Raw genomic sequence first — 19796 nt, forward strand, 5'->3', positions numbered from 1 at the left:
GCGCCTCACATGCGGTCCCGGTGAAACGATCAGTCTTGTTCGTTACAAATCGCCAGCACGACTGCAATTGACTATTGCCTTGAGGCTGCAAAACACCGCTCGCAGCGAAGGAAAAAGTGTTCTGATTAGAACATTTCTATAAACGCGACTTGAGAGTGTTGACGCCAAGAGAGTTGCGAACTGTTAGGCAGCGGCATCTAAGACGACGCAATGATTCGGGCACCGTACTGAGTGCTGAAAGCGGAGCTTAATACAGCGCGCGTTCAACTGTTTCTATCGATTAGCGGGCGAGAGCGCTTGCTTTGAACACACCTCATTGGTAGGCGGCAGAGCAGACTACGGGAGGAACAGTTTTAGCGCAGGGTTGTCAACACCGACAAGGCTCATTGCGTATCTGTCCCGCCTTTTAGCGAGCACGGCGAACGCAGCCCCCTTAAAAAAAACATACGCCAACTTGCACGCCGACTTGAATCCTGCGTCATCAAAAATTGACCGCACCTCTTTCCGGCCTTCGCGCTGCTCCGGTGATTCACACGCGGTGTTTTAGCGGGTTGCATACTAAATTCTAAATATGTCTTCCAGCCAATTTGTAACGACGGCTAGCACGGGCTGCCTGCTAGTCCTATTTCGCAATCGACAATCGTTTAATGACGAAGGGGTGCCTTGAGCGCGCGATGATTGTTACCGCGCTGTCGGGCAGGATGGATGAGCAGCTCAAAGTAGAAAGTGTTCTGATCAGAACACTTTCTAACGCATGTAATTTTGTGCGGTTTTCACCAAAACACTGTGGTGCACACGGCGCTTACCATTCATTTAGCGCTGGTCGGCAGACATCGACACGGCTCCTTGCGTGTGAGTCCGGTCTCTTGCGAGCACGACGAACACAGCCCTCTTACAAAAAAAAGGCGTGCGCCAACTTGCACGCCGAGCTGAATCCAGCATCATTAAACGTGAACGCACAACTTCTTCGGGTTCGCGCTGCTGCCAGCTATCATTCGCCGCTCGCCTCGGTAATTAAGAAAGCGTGTTTGTGCCGCTTCAGTGATCCACACGCGGTGCTTAAGCCGGTCGCTCATCAAATTCGAAATGTGTCTTCCCACCAATTTTGTAACGACGGTCAGCGCGGGCTGCGTGCTATTCCCACCTCGCGATTGATATTTGTTCAATCACGACATGGTGCTTTGGGCGCACGAAGATTGTTATCCTTGCTACGGGAGCAGGCTGAATGGGCAGAACAAAATAAATAGTGTTCTGATCAGAACACTTTCCAACGCACGCAATTTTGTGCAAGAGTCACCAAGACTGCGGATCCAAAGCGCTACCCGTTCAGCAAGAGCAAACCATAAAGGTACGATTGCCTTCTACTCCGTAATTGAAAACATCTTTCCAATCTGCTCACGGAGCAGAGTCTCCTGCTCTTCAGTCACCACTCCGGCCTTGAATTTGATCGTCAAACCTTTCACGTCTTTGGTGATGCTGCCGGCCTGAATCTTTCCTGAAAAGATTTTGAGAATGCTGCGCCCACCAGCATCCGCAGCCGAAACGCCTCTAGTTACTTGCGCATTGATCGATGCAGCGACCTTCGACGGAACTAAATCACCATTCACAACAAGCGGCCAAAGGTCTTTTATTGCTTTTAGCCCTGCCTCCCCCGTCTTCTTGAGCGCATTGGCAATCTCCTGCGCGGAGTTCGCGGCTAACAGCGATGGATTAAGATCAAGATCACTCTTGATAAAGTCAGGCAGTTCATCGAACGCAAGAAATTTGTATAGATCGTTCCGAGTCACGCCCATAACCTTTGCGAGCCGGGTACGTTGCGGAAACTCGCTCTCTGCGCGGCGAACCGCAATTGCAATTTCGTAGTCGGTAAGATCATCGCGCGTGACATTTTCCATCAACGCCAAAGCGGCCATATCCTGATCGCTGCATTCAATCACCACCGCTCGAATGCTCTGCTTGTTAAGCAACTTGTGCGCTCGCCAACGCCGTTCCCCAGCGACGAGCTGGAACCCGTCCCCCACTCTGCGGACTGTCGCAGCCTGTAGCAAACCGACTTCGCCGATGGAACGAGCGAGCTCCGCAAGTTTCGCCTCATTAAATTGGCGTCGTGGCTGCCACGGATTTGGGGTCACAAAATCCACTTCAATATCTGTTGCGATTCCTTTTGCTTCCAGCTCTTGAATTCGCAATTGCGCCGCAGCGAGCGCACTGGTGATACCTGGCATCGTCTGCGGGCCGCGACCGGATTTATCTTTTTTACTGTCACCCTTGAAATCGGCCGGGGTAGGCAAATTCGCCGTTTTCGCCATTAGCTGCTCTCTGATATTGCTCATGCCGACTCCTTCCAGGATTTGACGAACATGTCGTCGAGCCACTTCGCGTATTGGATCATTGGCTGCTTGACGCGCTGTAAAGACTTCGACGTCGAATGACTGCTCACAACATCCAACGCAGTTGAAAAGGACAGCGCACCTCCGCTCATGACCGAACTTGCAGGTATTTCAAACGGATCGAGCCACCGCCCGTACGCGCTCTGTGCCCATTGGCGTACGACCGGCGCCGACGAGGTCTTCCCGTAGTCGACCTTTGATAGCAATACGGATATGCATTCGTAAACCTTGTCCTCCTCATAAGGAAGAAAATCCTCCGCAACATCAGAGAACAAGCGCCAGAAAGCGAGCGAGCTGATGAAATCAAGATTTTCGGGCACCATGGGCATAATCAACGCGTCAGCGGCAAGCAGGGCATTCAGATTCATGTAAGACAGGGAAGGGGAAGTATCGATTAGGATATAGTCGTATAGCGACTTCAATGGTTCGAGTCCTTGACGCAACACCGCCCAAAAACGATAACCTTGGATTGTTTTCTGACGCGCGGGCAACAGGAACTCTGCGCCGTATAGGAAGGTGTGCCCTGGGATGAGGTCGAGACCGTCCCAGTAAGTCGACTGGACTTTTGCAGCAAGTCCGCCCTCGATATTTTGGTCGTAAATATAAGGAAGGACGGTGTCTTCTCCAGTGACCTCCTTTTCCGCGTAAAGACCGCACAACTCTGAAGCCGACGCTTGCGGATCCAGATCGATCAACAACACTTTACGGCCGAGCAGCGTCAACGCCTGAGCAAGACAGACCGTAGTCGTGGTCTTCGCCGAACCGCCCTTAAGTTGTGCTGTTGTCAGTATCTTGCCCCGAAACTTTCCGTCGCCTTCGTCCAGTCGGGTTTGATAAATGTCCGAAGCCATCTTCACCCATACGCGAACCTCCGGCAGGGTAAATGTTCGGCTGCGGCCGCTGCCGTTCAAAGTGCCGATCGGCAAGCCGGCCTCTCCCTTGGTGACTAAGTATTGAATCTGCTGACGAGTCATGTTGCACATCTCAGCCAATTCACTAATGGTATAGAACGGCGCAACTTTCCTGGGTCGCGGTGCAAGTATCTGCTCGCGCAAGTTGTCCGCGAAAGGCTCAAGTCCGTCTGCGAAGTCGGCTACCTCGCGAAGTGTGACTTTACGATTTTCCATCGGTAAGGTGCCAACGTTGACCATTCTGCGCTTCTCCAATTATTGACGTTAAAGCGCAGAATACACGAATATGCGTAAACACAGTTGCGATGCCTAACATTTAATCATGACGCAGCGCCGGCCTTGGGACGGCAGTACTTTTAAACCTTCCCTGCAACTCAGATCATGTCTTGCATTCCCGATACTTTTCCAACGACCCCAATATGGGCAAAGTCTCGCTCAGCACAAAAACCACCCCGGGGGCGGTTTTTGTGCTGGTTCAAACAGGAAATTTTTATGATTGTTTTCAAATACTTAGCATTACTTCTTCGAAAATGAATAAAGCAAGCTCGGACAAATTGGATGCAGGTTTGTTTTGTAATCTTTAAAAAATAACCCACGAACATACAAACAGGAAAAAAATTCCGTTAGAAATCAACGCCGACTCCTGTGAATAAGGGTGGTTTTTGTGACCCACAGGGTGGTTTTTGTGAAGGGTCGACCTGAAATTGGGCAACCCCGGCGAAAATTGGGACGTTAGGGGTGGAAATTGTGTTGCGCGACTCATGCCAAACAGAATCGATGGTCAATCCAATTCGGGGCGACGCGCGACGGGGCGACCACTGGAACGGGGTGGTTTTTGTGTTGACACCCTTCTGGCGACTGATAAAGTTTCAGCATTAAGGTCGAAACCACCGCATGGAAAACAAAAATATCTCTGTTACGCCGCACCAGCTTGCCTTGGACATCTATGACGACATGTCCGCTCAAGGCACGGCTATAAGCGGTGCCACGAGGGATATTGGCTTCCTCAGGAATAACATCTTTACCCGTGTAGGCGGGCTCGGAATTGCCGCGCGGCGGGTGCTTGACGCAGCCTACTTCATTGTGGCAACAAAAGCGCCTGAGGAGCTTTCCGACGATCGTGTCTACACCTTCACAGCCGAAATCAATTATTTCAAATGGCTGATGCGCTACGACAGCCGTAACCATAGCCACCTAATCTCGTTGATGCGAGCCGCCGCCAAGGCACGCGTCGAAATCATGACGGCTCCGTCTATCGAAGAACTGACAGAGAAAGATTCGTGGGGCACCATCGGGCTGCTAGGCGACTGTTATATCGAGAGAAATGTTGTCTGCATCCTGCTGTCCGGGCGGCTTATCAAATACCTAATTAGCCCGTACAAAGCGCACTGGCTGAGTTTGCGCGCGTCGACAGCATTTTCGCTTTCGCTCGCGCGCGCTATCTATGACCGGCTCATTCCCTGCGAAGGGCCGGGCGTGACGGAGTGGTTCGCATACGAAGACGTGCTGGAGTGGCCTGGCAAAGTGGGCGAATCGCGTAAGGAATTAAAGGAATTTAAAAAGCGTTTCCTTCAGCCCGCGATCGAGCAACTGAACGAAGTCTCCGATTTCGATGTCAGTTGGGAAGCTAACGCTGAGCGCATTGCACCCGAGAAATTGAAGCTTCGTTTCAGGTTCACCAAAAAGCAAGGCGCGGACGCTGCCCGCGCCGGCATCCAAGATTCCATGTATCTCGTGCTTCACCATGAGTTCGCCTTTGATTCCCCCGACTTCGAACGGCTCGCGAAAAATCGCGCCGTCTGGACCGACGCTCGGCTTGAGCAAGCGATTGAATACACTCGCTTCCAGCTCGACCGTGGTGCGATTACAGTCAGCCCAAAAGGATATTTGTTCAAAGCGTTGGAAGGCAGTTATCGGATTGGTGAAGCGGACCGCAAGATGGCCGCACTCAAACTTGCGCACGCTGCGGAAAACAAGAAAGACGCTCTGGCGCGCGAAGTCGTCACGGCGAACGTTAACGCCCATCGGCAGGCACAAGAAAACGTCGCTAAAGCCAAGATGGAAGATGAAATTAGAGCAGGGCGCGACTTCTTCGGTTCCTCCGATGCACAGACGCAAAGCGATCTGTTTAATTCGTTCGTTGGGCAGCGGATACCGCAACGACTCATTGAAAAACAGGAACTGACTCGCGAATTGCTGACGCCAAGCAATATCCTCACGGCAAACCGGGTTGTCGCCGATGCATTTTGCTCGCATGTCTTCGTAAAGATGAAAAAAGCGCTGTCCGCTCGTCAAGGCTGATGCGATTTTAACTGCACACAGACGATAAACTGCCTAATGGTCAGGAGAGTGGCGCGCACGGAAATGAACGCCTATTACCCGCTTTGAACGACACTGGTGAAGAGGCAGTGCTCGTATTGAAGGCTGATTCAGTCGTGTTGACCGTGATAAAGCACTGCACCGAGGACCGGCCCGTGATTACGCGCGCTAATCCGCTTCATTCGGGCAGTGGTGATTAATGTAAGCGTCGATAGGATTGGCGAATTTTTCCGACGCAATGTTGAGCCTCCTACGGAATCGAAGCGCCACATCGTGACATGTCATCGTTCACTACTATGATATGGACACAATCGCTGCTTTCAAGCGATTGCGCGCCAGCCGACGCAAATCCGAAACCGCCGTGGAAGATTTCGGCCAGGCTCTCGATGAGTAAAGTTTGTCGTTACTGCTTAGCGCACATAAAAGGCCGTTGAACTCTAATCTGGCGGATGTCGCTTGAACGCAGAACGAGTAGCGAGGCATTGAGCTTGCACCGCCGGCTAGCCGAACCGAGCCCGAGTCATACTTCTACGTTGTCTTTTGCAGCGAAGATAATTGCAAGTCGAGCACGAGTGGCATCTGTGTCTCGAAGAATCAGACCGCCCAATGTCAACTCGGTAGAATACTTCATGGTGTACGCGAGTACAGCTTCTTCAAGGCTTGTTGAAAAACCAATAGCGCGAAAGTAAGTAGTAAGGGCCGAGTGAATGAAACATGTTAGCGAAGGAAGCAGCCACCAAGCGCTATCAGGTTTCTACACTCGACCGCACGGTTCCGTGTTGTACTGCTCGCATGAACAGATCTCCCGTGGACTTGTTACGTCTGGCGATACCCAGTACCTCAGCTACGCGATCGTTATAACGCACCAGTGTCCCACGAGGAGGCTGTTGCTTAAAACGAGCAATGTTATTAGACAGAAACCAGACGCCTCAAATCTGTCACTTTCCGTCTTTTGATGTGTCATCGATGACGGTCATTTAGCCTATTGAGCGGCAAAGAAACGTGCAGGAATTTTTCGTAAGGCGTTCTCCGATCCATGGACGCGGCGTATTCGCCGATACCATTATTGCGCACGCCGACTATTTGCTGGAATACAAGGGCGAAGTGCTTTCTGAACGCGAGGCCAATCATCGGGTTGCGCGCACGAAAGCGTGGAGGGCCGCACGTCATTTTTTTGGTTTAGGCGACGGCCGGGCGATCGATGGAACCGTTAGCGGAAATTCCGCATGCTGGATCAGTCAAAGTTGTGAAACGAACCGAGAGGCCGAACAGGACGGCGATCGGATGTGTACCCGTACTATCGAAAAAATCAAACTTGGTGAACAAACCTTCATTGATTATCGGCTCGACACTGGAAGCCGTACTACTAAGAAGTTGACGGCGACCTATGGCCGTCGATGTGGTGCTAAAAATTGTCGCCTGACGATGCTCTACGTGCAATGAGAGGCAGAAAAATTGCAAAACATTCATCAACTGTAGCTCAACGTCACGCTTAAATCGAACCTGCGCCGTTCCATCTGTTGGCACTCCGTATCAATTTGCTTAAGATAACGTATCGCCAGCGTACATTAATCGGGCAAATAAAGTTCAGCTGACGCGCCGTCGCAGTCGACGATCCCGCACCGCCCGTCGAACCTGTAACACTTCGAAAACAGAGGAGATCGATTTTTATGCCGGTCGCACTTGCATGCCTGCGAGCTGCATCCGCAACAGCGTTGCGGTCTGCATTTGGACGTCCCGAGAAGCATAATAAACAATTAAACTTCCGAATCGTCGATGCTTAGCAGCCTCAGCCATGTTCTCCGTATGTCAGCTGAGACCAAGGGCAAGTCTTCGACCATTGCCGTTGACGGTAAAGCTTTTGTGCAGCATCCTGAACGGGAGCGGGCACTGTTGAGGGTGGCGGGAACCCGAGGCTAGCGCGCAGCAAATATTAATCGATTATCTTAAAACCTCTCTTGGTGCCGACCTAACGCAAGATGGTAAAGATTGACCAACAAAAAAACTCTTGAGAGGACCTTTGATGAACAAGCAAGAACATGTTGATGCAGTCGCGGCACAAACCGGCGCAAGCAAGGCTTTGACCAGCGAGATCGTAGATGAGGTCCTAGTAGCGATCACGCGAGCAGTGGTGTCAGGTGATACCGTTCAATTAATCGGCTTTGGTTCGTTCGGTAAGAGGGCACGTGCCGCTCGCGCGGGGCGCAATCCAAAAACCGGCGTACCGCTGCAAATCGCTGCAGCTACCACAGTAAAGTTCACTGCAGGAAAAGGCTTCAAGGATAGCGTCAATCAGTAACGCCCCGTGTTTCCGGCAGTTTGCGCGCTAGTAATCCCGACGTGCTCATAGGCGGTGCAGTGTTAGCATTGGGGTCGATACGCTTGCGTTATGATTCGTTTGACTCGGCTTAGCTCTGAAAAGTGACAAAGAAAGAAGTGCGTGCAACATTCATATGAACCAACCCTTGTGGAGGATGGCCGGGTCGTTATGTCCACGGCATTGAACGCTGGTCGCGAAGTAAGCGCACTGATCACGAAGACGGCGTTAGAGCAGTACTTCTGGTCGCGCCCAGATGCAAACGAAGGCCATGTGCTGCGTATATTTGCTGACGGCCGCCATCGCATCGCGGCCGTCACGCGACGTTTGGCTTTACGTAGCGGTTCGACAAAAGTTCGCCTTGATGAGCAAGACTTTTAGCAGTAGGCGCTTACGCTTTCAACACGCTCAGATACTTTGAGCCCTTATCGGTTTTGCGGTGACGCGTAGGCCTGGTTAATTTTTAGATTCAATGTATTGCAGTAGCCAAACCTTGAGCCACCTGACAAAAATTTGTTTGCATATTGGGCTCTCGCTCTTATCTAAATTGGCGAGCGAAACATTCGGAGTTTCATTTTATGAGTCGTACATTTGGACGCCCAGGTTCGCGAGGCAGCGGTCCACGTCCAGCGCGCCAGCACCCGCCGAGCAGCGCGCCTCAGACGCAAAAAAAACACTATGTAAAACCCGTTCAGGCAAAGGATACGACCCAGACAGCATCTATATTTAAGACTCGAGCGTTCAAAGTACTCGTCGACACCGTTGGTGCCGAAAATGTGGCATTGGGTCTCGACTCGAATCTGGCCCGCATCGCGGAATTGGTCAGCGGTGAGCGTTTTACGCCCGAGACGGCGTTTCACATGGAAACGTCGCTTGGTCTTCCCGATGGTTTCTTCGATCATCCAAATCCGACGTTGCCACCAAACGTGATCGCACGACTGCGTTCCCCGCTGGAAAATAGGCCGAATGACAGCGTTTTTGATGAACCCGTGGAGCCTTCACCGAGCCATCAGTCCGCCGATCATATAGAGCACCCCACGGTGAGCGAAGCTGTAACAGCCAAGGATGTTGATATGCCAAGAAAGACCAGCACCGCTCCCGTACCGGCTAGCAAAAAGGGCAAAGTGGTTGCGCCGAAAGGTACCAGCGCAAGCGCGAAGAATGAGCAGCCGGAGAGCGTTTTGAAAGCGGCTAAGGCGGTGCAGCAGCAGTCGCTTGAACTGGCGAGCACGCCGTCGGTCACTGAGGTTCGACAAGCAAACCTTCATGTCTTGACTGCTCGCAATGGATCGAAAGCGCTGCTGAGCCGAATGTTGAATCTAAGCCAGTCAAACATGGCGCATCGGCTGCACGGGAAGAAGCGTTTGGACGATGTTGAGGCGAAGCGATTTACCGATGTATTGGAGCTGCCAGCGGGGTGGCTCGACACGCCGCGACAGCCGGATGACGTGCCTGGTCACGTGAACGAACTCCTCGCACCGACCTCGAGAAGACGTAAGAAAGTGATGCCAACAGCAACGAGTCCAAAACCGCAAGCGGCGGCGAGAGATGATGTGGACGAAACCAGTGCGGTGTCTCCATCGCAAAATGTTGGCGTCTCGGAGAAAGACGTGATGAGCAACGCGATGGAAAATGTCACGACTGCGATGGCGGCTGCACCCTTACTTAAACCACCCGTTGAACAGGTTGAGGTTGCAGACCAGTTTAACCAATTGTCGAGTACCAAGGAAGATTTGGCTAACGAAGCGTTTTCGCTTTCAGTAGCAAGCGACCTTGCTCATCTGCGTGGCATTCCACCCATCGCTGAAGCATTGCTGAAGACAATTGCTGCGAAGGCGCGGACGGGTCATTTGAATGAAACCACGGCGTTGGAACTCTTGCAACAAATGGTTTTGCTCTGATTAAGTATTTCTTCCTGGACCCATTGTTTGATTGATCAACACATCACTTTTCGTTTAGCTTGTCCGGGAAGCGGGGGGCAGCGGCACAAACAGGTTTGTGCAGATTTAGGTCGGTCAGACGCCGCTGAAACAGGTCGTCGAAGCGTCGCATCTACGGGCTCATCGAGGAAAGGCATCTATCAAGCCGAGCAGCGGTATGGCGGTCAATCGGCGTCTAGCCTGACGGATGATGCTGAGCCGGAAGATATCGCAGGTCACTATCTTCGAAGTGGCGGGGCTTGATATCTGCAGCAAATTTTGACTATTTTCGCCGCAACGCTTGTACCACATCTGCGCAATTGCGCGGTTAGGAAGCGAGTCTCCTGACGCCGCACACCCCCAGCGATTCTCCCAATAGAGAGCGAGCGTTTGGGCAGCTTCGCGATGACCAAAGCCGAATGCCATCTCGTACTCGCCTTTGCGAGCTCGACGTCAGGCGCCTCGCCCCGTCCAAGACGGGCGCTATCGCCAAGCGCCGCAGCCGAAAATCCCTTCCGCTTGTCTTGCACGTTTTCATCCTTCAAGACGTCTCCAAGGATGCGATTGGCTAACTCCGGGTCGCTGTCGCCGCCCGTGCCTGCAAAGAGCGACAACGCGTAGCGACGCGCAACGCTGGATGCTTATCGATACCGACCTGCACAAGAAGTTTCCGGCCAAGATACGGAGCGCCGGCGATTGTTGATAACAGCAGGGCGTTGGCGGTCGTGGCAATGGACTCGAGTGGCGCAAAACCCGATCTATACGCGGATACAACATGTCGATAGAACTGTTCGATGTCCAACGCCGTATCGTGAAGCTTAAGCGCTAGCCACTCTCGATGGATTTGGTTAAACCAACTCAATTCGGCCATATCAACTTCCTCGTGTAACAGATGCGAGACATACTACTCTCGATGCGTCGAAGCTTGAGTCAATGACAGTCTGTGTTACGACTTACCTAACCTACTGAGCGATATCCGGCTCAAATTGTCGTTTTAAACGGCGACGAAGGCTCCAGGGATCCTTCTTTGTGCTCGCTATATTTTTGGAATGACGGGGATTTTCGCATACCCGATCCGGGGGACGAGACAAGAAGAAGCTTGGATCGCGCAAGGCAGATCGAATCTAAAAAAGAAGGATCAGGGAAGTCTCAATGAACTTCCATCAAGGCAAATGGATACCGATGGTTTTGGAAGCGACAATCTATACCACCTCCCGACTCAAGCATCAAAGTACAGGAAATAAAGGTAAGTCTGTGGTCGCAAAGTAGTGTCGTACATGGATGTAGTGCTGTGATTTGACTAGTTTGTTTGCATAAATCAAGCGGCATGGCATAGTGCAAGTATTTACTATCGGAAGTACTATGCCCACACTCGAAGTCATTCAAGAAAAGCTTAAGAGGTTGCAGGCGCAAGCCGACGCGCTGATCGCAAAGAAAGCGCAGTCTGCATTGGACCAGATTCGTCGCCTGATGCTGGAACACGGATTAACGACCGAAGATATCGAAGCCAAAGCAAAAGCGAAGCGGGAAGCGAAAGGGGCAGGCAGTCCGATTGTTACGACAAAGCGGAAAGCATCCAATGCCCTTGGCACTAAAGTCGCTCCGAAGTTTCAGGATCCGAAGAGCGGTGCCATGTGGACCGGCCGTGGAAGCGCACCGGCTTGGATCGCGAAAGCAAAAGATCGCACCAAGTTCTTGATTGAAAACAATGCGGTGGCGGCGCACGTCACGTCTCCCGCAGTCAAGAACGCTAATGCAACGGCTACCGCGAAACCCCGCGGGTACCGAACGGGACCGCAGCCGGCTAAATATCGCGACCGCAAGTCAGGCGCAACATGGAGCGGTAAAGGCCGCGCACCCGCGTGGCTCGCGAACGTCAAAGACCGCACCAAATTCTTGATTGAAGAGGCGGGTGCGTCGCCCGTCACTGAACTCGCGACCAAAGCGACGCGTAAATCGCCTGCAGCTGCCAAAAAAGCGAGCGCGGCCAAAAAAGTATTGCGGAGGGTTGCGGCGAAGAAGGCCACTGTCAAAAAAACAACTGCTGTGAAAAGTGAAGGGAAGGAAACCCCGTCGAGGAAAGCCGTGGCTGGACGCAAGAAGGTTGCGGCTAAAAAGTCAGGACCGGTCGCGAAAAAGAGAGTTGCAAAGAAGGCGACTCGATTAAGCAATACAGCGTCCGCACCGACAGTGGCTGACGCTGTCAGCGATCCACAAGCAGCGTTGACAGCGCCGGCAGTGTAAATCTAGCTAGAGTAAGTAGGGCGGCCTTTCGGCCGCTCGCTCCTGTTGCAACCAGCAGGACCCGCAGCCCTGTTTTTGGATTCAAACCGCAGGCGGTCATGCATGATTCGCCGACATGCACGGCACGCGGGTACCACGGCTCGACCCCTTCCGAACCTGCCGTGGCGTCGGCTCATCTCAGAGCCAAGCACCATGCGAAGGTTATCTTACTTTGTGACGGGTCAGCCTCATCGTAGAGCTGCCGCGATTTCAATGCGTGTCGGCATTCGGCGCAGCACGATCGCTTCATCGTCCATTTCGATGTAGCCAGCATTCGCAAATTGAGTCAACCAGCCGTCCATGGGCCAAAATCCCCAGCGCGCGCGGAAGAGTCGTGCGTTGGCAACGATGCTTGTAAGGTGATTGAGCGGCGGATCGAAGCTAGGATGGAACTGATGGAACGCGCGCGCCTGGATGAACTCTATTGGCACTCCGGTTTCCGCCGCGCGAAAGCCAAAATCCGTGTCTTCTGCGCCGTAGCCGCGGTATTGCGTATCGAAGCGGCCGATTTGCTCGAACGTCTCACGTTGACACGCAAAGTTGAGTGACCAAAAGAGGGCGTGCGGCACGGTTTCACCGCTGCATCGCCCCACATGAAGCGGATGGGGCGCTCCGTATTGCGCAAATAGGTCCATTGCCGTTTCAGTGTTCTCCAGGGCCGAGGGAAGGTACAGCACCTCGCCTTGGTACAGGACGTTTTTTGAGAGGGCAAGTTTATCGCGATAAGCTGCCAACAGATCCGGCGCAGGAACACAGTCCACATCGAGAAATACAAGGTCATCACCAGGTGCATTGTCGACGGCAGCGTTGCGAGCGGCTGCGAGCGGTAACTTGTCGTCGCCGCTGTCTAGGGCGCAATGAACGATCGGGAAACGCGAGCTTTCCCACCGGAAGGGCGTTTCATTCATCTGCACGATAACGAGCGCAGCCGGCGGTACCGTCGACTGCTCAAGGCCACGGATCATGTTGAGCAAATGACCGCGACGACCGTGCACGAGAGTCAAGACATTCATCGCCCTACCTCTTGTGCCGTGCGCGTGATAGCCGACGCGGCGCGCTGCCCGCCGGTGCCGTCTGCGAACGTGGTCCAGTTCGCAGGCGAGAGCTCTGCGGCGCGATCGAGCAATGAGGGCCACGATTCCGCCGCAGGCCAAACCGCGCAGTGTATCGCCAGACCGGCTCCACCAAGCCGTTCTCCGACGGATTGTTGTTCGCCAAACGGGCGAACTTCAGGCACGCAGATAAATCGACAGCGCAGATCCGCGATCTCGCTCACGAGACTGTCGCCCGCTGATCCTACGACAACATGTGCGGATGTGAGCCATGGGAGCGGATCGTTGACCATGCCGAGCAGCTGGAGGTTTGGCGGCGTTGGAATCGAAGGATCGTCGGCGACTGGTCCAAGCACAGTCCATTGCCAATCATGACAAGCTCGTGCGGCATCGACCAACCGTGCGACAGTCAATTCCGTACCACCGAAGCCCGTAATGACTGTCACATGCCGGTGGTTGGTTTGTCGCATGGAAGGGGAACGACCGTAGCGCGAAATTGATCCGACGTAATCCGTTTTGAGCGTCCACTCCAGAGGCGTGTCAGGTTCTTCAAGCTGTGCAGGATAGGGCGCAAGCAAACGGCTCGCGCATGCGTAGGCGAGCGTATGAGCTTGATCGAGACGATGTCCGCGTTGACGCACATAGACCGTCGGCACGCCGCAAAGTCGCGCAAACAGCGCAACCTCGACAGATACGTCAACGACCAATAAACACGGCCAGCTTGATCTGAACCAGTCAACCATTGCGCCCATGCGCTCCCTAAGGCCAGCTACAGCCAACGGCGCGTAGTGAAGGCCTACCGGAGTATCAACGAGTGTGTGCTCATCGTAGTCGCTTGGGAGGTGACAAAGCGTTACGTTGGCAAGCTCGGTTTCGCTAGGCAGGCTGCTGCCGAACAATGTCACGGAGCCGGGCAGGTGGGCTGCGATCGTCAAGGCGCGCGTAACGTGTCCTGCTCCCTGATGATGCGCGTAATAGCCGACTGTTGTCTCAGCCATAATCACGAACCTTTAGCCGGGCCAAGTTGGCGAGTAGAACCTCATAACGAGCGACCATTAGATCTATATCCCAGTGCGATGAAGCATGGCGGCGACACGCGGCACGATCGAGCGTGCGTGCGCTGAGCAACGCTGTGGCTAGTGACGCTGCGTCGTTGGCCGAAGCAAGCACGCCCGTCTCGGCAGTCAAAAGTTCAGGAATTGCACCTCGAGAGAATGCCGCGACCGGCGTGCCGCAGGCCAGAGCCTCAGCCGCGACGAGTCCAAACGGCTCGTTCCAGCACGGCGTGACGAGGCAGACGCTCGCACAACCAAGTTCTTCAACAAGCTCGGCCCTCGACAGGTGACCCAGATAAACGACATTTCTCGAAAGCCGGGGCGCGATCTCTTCGTCGAAGTACGCGCGGTCAATTGCCTGCCCCGCGATGCGTAATGGAATTCCTGCAAGTTGGGCTGCGTCGATCGCGAGATGGGCGCCCTTGTCGGCTACAAGCCGGCCATACCAGAATGCGTGGTTGCCAATAGGTCTATGCGTCGGCCGCCATTGCTCCAGGTCAATACCATTTGGAATGACGTGACAGTCGGGCGTCAGTTCCTCCCAGTCTGCTGCATTGGAGCGCGACACCGTGCAGTAGTTACCGCCGCCACGTCTGTGCTGAGCGGAAATGGCATTGATCATTTCAAAAAATGGTGGCGTATGCAGAACGGTCAGCATCGGCGTGGCGATCATGCCAGACATTGTGACGGGAACGTAGTGCAGGGCATTATTGAAGATGATGTCGAATTCGTATGCATCGATACCCTGCAGGCAGTCCATGTACGCATGGTGTTCCGCAATAAAATCGGAGCTCAGCGTGTCGTGTTCATGTTTAACGGCATCGCCGCGATAACTGCCGACAGGCGCCATTGGCACTGCATTCAACCGGAGCGCCGAATCGGGATGCGCAAAGAGCGTCACGTCATGGCCGCGATGCTTGAGGTGCTGGGTAATGTCGTGGGTGAATGCCTCCAGGCCACCTGCGAAGGGCTCGCGGATTGGGTGTTTGATGTGCGTGAGGATTCCGATCTTCAAACGGGATGGGTTCACAATGGCCTGGAGTTAGCCCTTCGCGCATCATTGCGGTCTTGAGCGAGTTTTCACGTGGTCGACCATCGGTAGACCGCGTGTGGGAACAGTAATAGCGTATCGACGAAACTCGTTGCTGCGCTAATTCTTGTGAAGCTTCTTGTCAGGGACTTCACCTCGTCGAGTGGGTAGGACGGCAAGGTATCCCACCCTTTAAAACAATTGAGCTCATTTGATTTCTACACTGTCAACTGGGCTGGCCGCTTGCTCCAACACTTGTTAGGCCTTCGCGTAAGCTCCGTTTTCAGTAAAGAGATCGGTCATCACAGACTTCAGATCTAGGTGAGTTCACTCTTTTGCCGGTCTCCGCCCTGCCTCGTGACAAAAGATTCACTTCCAAGGCCGGAGATAGCAACTCATCACTCCGCACATTGCTAATGACGGCTGCGATGCTTAGCCGCAATAAAGATGCCAGCTTAATCGGCCCGACATACATATCAATGCGTGTATGTTGAGATTGAACGACCGCGCGAGTGTTTAGACTGCTGGGACGAGATACGTAAAGCCCCGTTAGCGGAACGGGACGCTTTTCGGTCCATAAGGCGATCGAGCCATTTGAAGGTAGTTCTGTCGCAAGCTAAAGGTTCTATCTGATTATCTTTCGGCAATCTCAGACCTGGGAAACCGGGTTGGCAAAATCTTCGTCCGACTATCTGCGAAACGCCCATGGCGAAAGTACTGTCGTGCACTTCTCTTCTCGCGCGGCCCGGTCTAGCGATGTCGATGCCTATTGCCGGGGATGGATTGAAGACGTCGCCGGCGGCGATCGATGGTCGATGAGCTCGGCATTTGCTCGGAAACGCTCACTGAGCAACGATCCTTGAGAAGATTATTGGAACCCGTCGGTGCATCACGATAGCGATGCGCTGTGCCATTGGGATACAACGCTAGCGCGTATGTCTCGGCTCTTCAGTAACCAAAAGCCGGCTGCTATTGGCGCTGCGCGATCGCATCCGAGCAGATTGCCAACACGCGCTGAACCATGGAGCTTGAAAGGTTCAACGACATATCTCCCGTGAATAACGCTTGAACGTGAGCCTGCCGGATCACGACCTTGGCTTTGAACAGGTCATGTCTCGCGAGCCGTAGTGCGAGTTGCCCCAGGTTGACTCGCTCAAGCCACGGCATCTTTACAGCGTTTCGTCTGAGCCATAGCCGGCAACTTTCGACCACGTGGTCCACTCGCCATTCATTGGTCAACCTATGCGAAGCCGCAGCGGTCAGGACCAGGAAGCATAACAATTCGGCGCGACGTTCACTCTCTACAATCATGCAACTCCTCATCTAGCGTTTCTGTTTGACCTGCATCGTGCGGCGGTGTGCACGAACTATGCGCTGGCTTCACCTGGTCGCAGTTCCGACGCAACATTCGTCACACCCGTCGCAACAGTGACAGTCCCGAACGTCCCTGGTCGCCATCCAGAGTGTGATGGTCGGCTGGCGGCGTTCCGACCAAGCGCGCGTTTTCGCGCGCGTGAACTCCCGGCTTGCCATTCATCCCGCGAGACACCGCTCCGTCCACTAAGTCGCCGAAGGCCGTTCCCAGCTCAGCTACGAAGGCCGCCCTCCGGCATGGATGCATTCGACAAACAAGCATATCCACAACAGCCTCCGTAATCGACTAAAAAGGGGCAATTCATTGTTTCAAAACCCGTTGCAGACAAGAAGAGGGCCGCTGCCAAAATTCAAGGACGCAGCGATTGTGCATCAACGAGGCGGGCCGACCACAGGCCATTCACTCCTGATTCAAAGCCGCATAACTCGTGCTGTTTAATCTCAGCCGCGAAGTCTAGCCGCAGGCCTTGCTTACAGCTTGAGGCCTCCTTTTTGCTCAGATAGGTGGATACATGACGACTGGAGGGTGACATGACAACGAGCGCGCGCGACGAAGACCCGGGACAACCGCCAACGGAAGTTTCCAAACCGGTTGGCGATGCAATACCAGCGCCGGTAGAGCCCGGCTTAAATCAGCCGTTGCCGTCAAAGGAGGACGACGATAACCCATTAGTCGATCCGGACTCCGCGTCTGGCGTTCCCCCGTCAGGCGAATCAGATTATGCTTAGGTCGAGGAAAGTGGTTGATTTCCTCAAACCACGGCATATCAACTGAGTTTAGTCCTGGCCGAACGTGGGAGCTTTGATCCGGGGTCGCCCCGCTACTGTTTGGCCGAAGCATGCGCGACTACCGCGACCGCGCGGAAGAAGAACCTCAACGTGACATCCACTTCTCACGTCAACATGACTTTCGGTTTCTGTCATCGCAAAACCGATTTAGTGACGCGCGCCGACAGGCCAGCTCAAACTCGACAAACGATTGGCAAAAGGCTGCCGCCTGCGACGGTTGTCGGCAAGCAGCGGCTCTCTTGAATTTTCAAGTCACTGATCTGTGAGCCATCGTGGTTTAGGTTGAGCTGCCATCGAGTGTCGGATAGTTAGTGTAGCCTTCATCAGCGCCACGGTAAAAGGTCGCTACGTTTGGCTTGTTGAGTGGGGCGTTTTCGCGGAACCGCACATCGAGATCCGGATTTGCCAGATACGCGCGGCCAAAGGCGATCAAATCCGCCTGACCGCGTTCGATCCGCTTCTCGGCGCTTTCGGCTGTGTACTGCCCGCACACAATAATCTTTCCACTGAACGCTGCGCGAAGCTTTTGCCTGAAAAGGTCTGACAACGGCTCGCCGCCAGCCCAGTCCGGTTCAGCAATATGCATGTACGCCACGCCTAGGCGCGTCAACTCTTTCGCCAAGTAAAGAGACGACGCTTCCGCTTCCGTGTCCTTTAGGTCGAAGCCGACAAATTTCGGCGAAATGCGAATCCCCACGCGATCTGCGCCGAACACAGCCACCACTGCTTCGAGCACCTCCACGACTAGCCGTACGCGACTTTCGACGCTGCCGCCGTATTGGTCGGTGCGATGATTGGTATTCGTCGACATGAATTGTTGCAGCAAATATCCATTGGCCGCGTGGACCTCAACCATATCGAAGCCGGCCTGTTTTGCGCGCTTCGCAGCGCTCACGTATTGCTTGACGATGCCCGGCAACTCCCGCGTCTCGAGCGCACGCGGGGTATCGGCCGGAATCGGTCCGAGCAAACCGTCTTTGTGCTTCACGAACGCGGTCGTGTTCTCGGCACGAATAGCCGACGGTGCCACCGGCTGGTTGTCATCGGCTTGTACGAGATGATGCGAGACCCGCCCGACGTGCCACAACTGGAGGGCAATCCTGCCGCCTTTTTCGTGAACGGCTTTAACCACGTTGGTCCAGCCCGCTTCCTGTTCGTCCGTATAAATGCCGGGTGCCGCGAAATAACCTTGTCCTTGCTTCGATATCTGTGTCGCTTCGGACACGATCAAACCTGCACCGGCACGTTGCGCGTAATAGCGCGCGTTCAAGTCGGTCGGGATATCGCCGGGTTGAGAAGCGCGATTGCGTGTGAGCGGCGCCATGACCATGCGGTTCTTGAGTTCGACCGAACCGACCTTGATCGGTGATAACAGCTTGTCTAGCGACATGTGGGATTCCTTTTATTCGTGAGCGAAGCGAGCGCAACAGGTCGCGGTGATATTTGTTGCCGTGCAATAATCGCTCCCTGCTTGCGACAGAAGGTTGTGCATACAAGGTTGGTGGCACAAAAAAGCCGCCGGGCTCAAGCCGGACGGCTCGTCGTGTTTCTTGATATCGACACTCGTAACGCGCACGTAAAACGTGGTTTGGGTCGAATGAAGGCAATCCTTGCCGTCTTTCTAAATTCGCGAGAGCATCCACAGAGCAATGTCCCATTGCCGCTGGGACGGATTGACGTCTGAGAATGCCCCTTGCGGTGGATCGATTACACACAGAAGCAACATCCAAATCATCAATTTGCTCGCTCACTCGATCGCGCGTTCGCGTCTGGCACTTGTGCTGCAATCGCCGCTGCTGCAGTTGAGTCGCGGGAAGGTGTCATGGATCGAGCGCCGCAGAGTCATTACACGCTGTCGCTCACTATGTGCAAGGCAGAACCTATGCCGGACGTGCGAGCAAGCGTTCGCCTACAGAGTCCCGCGGACTTGCTCATTTGGCGACAGGCGTATTCTGGGGCGCGCTATCGAGGTACCGCTTGGTTATCGAGCATGGCCGGCACCGATCGTCCGAGCCGCCGGGTTTCACTGCGTATAGTTAAATTACCATCTTGTGCACGGGCGACTCACGCCGGGTTCAACGCACTTGTGCCGCTCCGTTTTTCGTCTCGATCTATGCTGCGCTTGGCGATAGCCTTGCTGAGTATGCCTTGCCTTTGTCATAAAAGTCGGCTAGCTTATACTGTATATATGTACAGTATTTAGGAGGCGCTATGGAAAATTGGGTGCGCGTTCAGAACGATCGGGATCGGAGGGTTTTTGGCTTGGCTACGTGGGCAAGTTGGGGATGCAGAGATCGCGCTAGCGGCACAGGCCTGTGCCCAGGGCGATTCGAAACCGTATTTATCTATGGTCTGTC

At 54.0% G+C, this 19796-nt stretch carries 14 protein-coding genes; 7 read left to right on the forward strand and 7 right to left on the reverse strand.

Annotated elements, in window-relative coordinates:
* Positions 1 to 1361: 1361 nt before the first annotated feature.
* Both AXG89_RS27410 and AXG89_RS27415 read right to left on the reverse strand, forming a co-directional pair.
* Positions 1362 to 2333, reverse strand: coding sequence for a ParB/RepB/Spo0J family partition protein (locus tag AXG89_RS27410; RefSeq protein ID WP_062173869.1), 972 nt, complete (start codon positions 2331 to 2333; stop codon positions 1362 to 1364).
* Positions 2330 to 3541 carry a ParA family protein gene (locus tag AXG89_RS27415; RefSeq protein ID WP_062173867.1) on the reverse strand — a complete coding sequence of 404 codons (1212 nt, stop codon included), beginning with the start codon at positions 3539 to 3541 and terminating at the stop codon, positions 2330 to 2332. Before AXG89_RS27415 ends, AXG89_RS27410 begins: the two co-directional genes overlap by 4 nt.
* A 654-nt stretch (positions 3542 to 4195) precedes the next feature.
* Between AXG89_RS27415 and AXG89_RS27420 the strand changes: the two genes are divergently transcribed.
* The 5 genes from AXG89_RS27420 (at position 4196) to AXG89_RS27440 (ending at position 9838) form a co-directional block, all read left to right on the forward strand.
* Positions 4196 to 5602 (forward strand): replication initiation protein, encoded by a 1407-nt coding sequence (locus AXG89_RS27420; protein WP_062173865.1) that lies wholly within the window; start codon positions 4196 to 4198, stop codon positions 5600 to 5602.
* Positions 5603 to 6622: 1020 nt separating this feature from the next.
* Positions 6623 to 7063: an SET domain-containing protein gene (locus tag AXG89_RS27425; protein ID WP_062173863.1), complete on the forward strand. Its 441-nt coding sequence runs from the start codon at positions 6623 to 6625 to the stop codon at positions 7061 to 7063.
* A 580-nt stretch (positions 7064 to 7643) separates the two neighbouring features.
* The gene (locus tag AXG89_RS27430; RefSeq protein WP_062173861.1) at positions 7644 to 7919 is read left to right on the forward strand and encodes an HU family DNA-binding protein; all 276 of its coding nucleotides are present in this window, start codon (positions 7644 to 7646) and stop codon (positions 7917 to 7919) included.
* A gap of 189 nt (positions 7920 to 8108) precedes the next feature.
* The gene (locus AXG89_RS27435) at positions 8109 to 8318 is read left to right on the forward strand and encodes a DUF1488 family protein (RefSeq protein WP_062173859.1); all 210 of its coding nucleotides are present in this window, start codon (positions 8109 to 8111) and stop codon (positions 8316 to 8318) included.
* 197 nt (positions 8319 to 8515) lie between these two features.
* A complete protein-coding gene (locus AXG89_RS27440; RefSeq protein WP_069638446.1) occupies positions 8516 to 9838 on the forward strand; it encodes a hypothetical protein in 1323 nt (440 codons plus the stop codon).
* Positions 9839 to 9997: 159 nt separating this feature from the next.
* Here AXG89_RS27440 and AXG89_RS27445 read toward each other — a convergent pair whose 3' ends face one another.
* Complete coding sequence (locus AXG89_RS27445; protein WP_062173855.1) at positions 9998 to 10282, reverse strand: hypothetical protein; 285 nt, start codon at positions 10280 to 10282, stop codon at positions 9998 to 10000.
* Positions 10283 to 11218: 936 nt separating this feature from the next.
* On the opposite strand from AXG89_RS27445, the gene AXG89_RS27455 reads away from it, so the two are divergent.
* Complete coding sequence (locus tag AXG89_RS27455) at positions 11219 to 12100, forward strand: H-NS family nucleoid-associated regulatory protein (protein WP_062173851.1); 882 nt, start codon at positions 11219 to 11221, stop codon at positions 12098 to 12100.
* Between the two features lie 227 nt (positions 12101 to 12327).
* Here the strand turns inward: AXG89_RS27455 and AXG89_RS27460 are convergent, their stop codons facing one another.
* The 3 genes from AXG89_RS27460 to AXG89_RS27470 are packed head-to-tail and all read right to left on the reverse strand — an operon-like array spanning position 12328 to position 15276.
* Complete coding sequence (locus AXG89_RS27460) at positions 12328 to 13152, reverse strand: glycosyltransferase family 2 protein (protein WP_062173849.1); 825 nt, start codon at positions 13150 to 13152, stop codon at positions 12328 to 12330.
* On the reverse strand, positions 13149 to 14189 hold the full coding sequence (locus tag AXG89_RS27465) for a hypothetical protein (RefSeq protein WP_062173847.1): 1041 nt from the start codon (positions 14187 to 14189) through the stop codon (positions 13149 to 13151). The genes AXG89_RS27460 and AXG89_RS27465 overlap by 4 nt, the downstream gene beginning before the upstream one ends.
* A complete protein-coding gene (locus tag AXG89_RS27470; RefSeq protein WP_236873513.1) occupies positions 14182 to 15276 on the reverse strand; it encodes a glycosyltransferase family 4 protein in 1095 nt (364 codons plus the stop codon). The genes AXG89_RS27465 and AXG89_RS27470 overlap by 8 nt, the downstream gene beginning before the upstream one ends.
* A 1905-nt stretch (positions 15277 to 17181) precedes the next feature.
* On the opposite strand from AXG89_RS27470, the gene AXG89_RS43470 reads away from it, so the two are divergent.
* On the forward strand, positions 17182 to 17379 hold the full coding sequence (locus AXG89_RS43470) for a hypothetical protein (protein ID WP_082771638.1): 198 nt from the start codon (positions 17182 to 17184) through the stop codon (positions 17377 to 17379).
* 337 nt (positions 17380 to 17716) lie between these two features.
* On the opposite strand, the gene AXG89_RS27490 is transcribed toward AXG89_RS43470, so the two are convergent.
* Entirely contained in the window at positions 17717 to 18829 is a 1113-nt protein-coding gene (locus AXG89_RS27490) for an alkene reductase (RefSeq protein WP_062173844.1), read from the reverse strand.
* Positions 18830 to 19796 lie beyond the last annotated feature (967 nt).

Origin of the sequence: Burkholderia sp. PAMC 26561 (genome assembly GCF_001557535.2) — a bacterium.
GTDB lineage: Bacteria > Pseudomonadota > Gammaproteobacteria > Burkholderiales > Burkholderiaceae > Caballeronia.